Origin of the sequence: Streptomyces sp. NPDC005195 (genome assembly GCF_040608315.1) — a bacterium.
Classification (GTDB): Bacteria; Actinomycetota; Actinomycetes; order Streptomycetales; family Streptomycetaceae; genus Streptomyces; species Streptomyces kaempferi.
In genome coordinates this window covers 1-1,702 of sequence record NZ_JBEXHZ010000303.1, presented here as the reverse complement: position 1 = coordinate 1,702, position 1,702 = coordinate 1, and the positions used below count along the sequence as shown (strand labels likewise).

Below are 1,702 nucleotides of genomic sequence, written 5' to 3'. Positions count from 1 at the left end.
CGTCCTTCTCCAGGGCGGCCGCGTCCACGGTCAGCCGGCGGGCCGGGACGTTCGGCCGGCCGCCGGAGACCACCAGGGTGGCCTCGGCGAGCCCGTAGCCGGGGTAGAGACTCGCGGCGCGCAGGCCCGCCGAGGCGAAGCGGCGGGCGAAGGCGTCCAGGGTCTGCGCCCGTACGGGTTCGGCGCCGCACAGGGCCAGGCGCCAGCTGGAGAGGTCGAGTTCGGCGAGGTGGGCGTCGGTGACGCGGCGGGTGCACAGGTCGTAGCAGAAGTTCGGGCCGCCGCTCACGGTCAGGCCGTACTCGCCGATCGCGCGCAGCCAGCTGACGGGCCGTTTGATGAAGGAGACCGGGGACAGCTGGACGCTCTGGGTGCCCAGCCACAGGGGGTGCAGCACATGGGCGATGAGGCCCATGTCGTGGTAGTGCGGCAGCCAGTTGGCGAAGCGGTCGTCGGCGGTGGTGCCCATGAGGTGCTGCAGCGCCTCCTGGTTGGCCATCAGGTTGCGGTGGCTGACCATGACGCCGCGCGGTTTGCTGGTCGAGCCGGAGGTGTACTGCAGGAAGGCGATGTCGTCGGGGCCGACACGGGGAGCGCGCCAGGCGTCGGCGGCCGTGGTGTCGTCGAGGTCGGTCGCCAGGCAAACCGTTTCTCCTCGGCCGGTCACGGCCAGCCACAGGGAGGTGTCCGCCGCGTGTTCGGAGTCGGTCAGCACCAGCGTGGCCGCGGTGTCCCGGAGGATGCCGGAGACCCGCTGCAGCCGCTCGCCCCGGTCGCCGGGCAGCGGGGCGGGCACGGCGATCGCGCCGGCGTACAGGCATCCCACGAACGCGACGAGGAATTCCGGGCCGGGTGGGTACAGGAGCAGCACGGGCCGGCCCTGGGAGCCGAGTTCGTGCAGCCGTACCGCCAGGGCGCGGGCGCGGCGGTCGAGAGTGGAGTAGGTGAGGTGTTCGGCTTCGCTGACGTCCCGCAGGAACACCTGGGCGTCCGCGTCGCCGAGCGCGGCGACCCGTTCCCGCATCAGCTGGGTGAAGGTGGTGAATGCAGCGGTCAACGTCAGCCCCCTCATGGCGCATACGAAGCGGGGCACAGGACGCCCCTCTGCCGCCGAGCAAGCTCATCGTGAGATCACGGGCTAAAGCGCCGCTTGCGATGCACCGCCCCTTCACAGAATTCAGGGGTACGCCTGTCCGAATTTGGGGTGTGGCCGACGCCTACATTGGGGCAGCACGGTCTGTCGTCGGGGTTCCGCGGAGCAAGCGGGCGACGAGGGCGCGCGTCGGCCGTCCGGTCCCGCCGGCCGATGCGACGGGGAGAAGAGGGTGGGAGCATGCGTTTTCGGATTCTGGGTCCTTTGGAGATCACCTCGTCCGCGGCGGCCGAACCGGTCCGGCCCCGGGCCGCCAAGATCCGTGCGGTGCTCGCGACCCTGCTGGTCAGGGCCAACGAGATCGTCTCGGTGGACAGTCTGATCGACGAGCTGTGGGGCGAGCACCCGCCGCGCACCGCGACGACCACCCTTCAGGTCTACGTCTCGCAGCTGCGCAAGCTGCTGCACACCGCCGACCCGGAGTACGGCCGGGACGCGCTGGTCACCCGCCCGCCCGGCTACGCGCTGCACCTGGATCCCGCGCAGCTCGATCTGGCGGTGTTCGAGGAACTGCACCACAACGGCCAGAAGGCACTGCTGCGCGGCGAC

Annotated in this window: 2 protein-coding genes; one reads left to right on the top strand and one right to left on the bottom strand. The window is 71.2% G+C overall.

Features of this window, described 5'->3' with window-relative positions; all coding sequences use genetic code 11:
* Positions 1 to 1,057, bottom strand: a 1,057-nt coding sequence (locus ABZV34_RS39175; RefSeq protein ID WP_356287980.1) for an AMP-binding protein, incomplete at its 3' end; no start/stop codon positions are given.
* 276 nt (positions 1,058 to 1,333) lie between these two features.
* On the opposite strand from ABZV34_RS39175, the gene ABZV34_RS39170 reads away from it, so the two are divergent.
* The coding region (locus tag ABZV34_RS39170) for a winged helix-turn-helix domain-containing protein (protein ID WP_356287977.1) at positions 1,334 to 1,702 on the top strand (369 nt) is incomplete at its 3' end.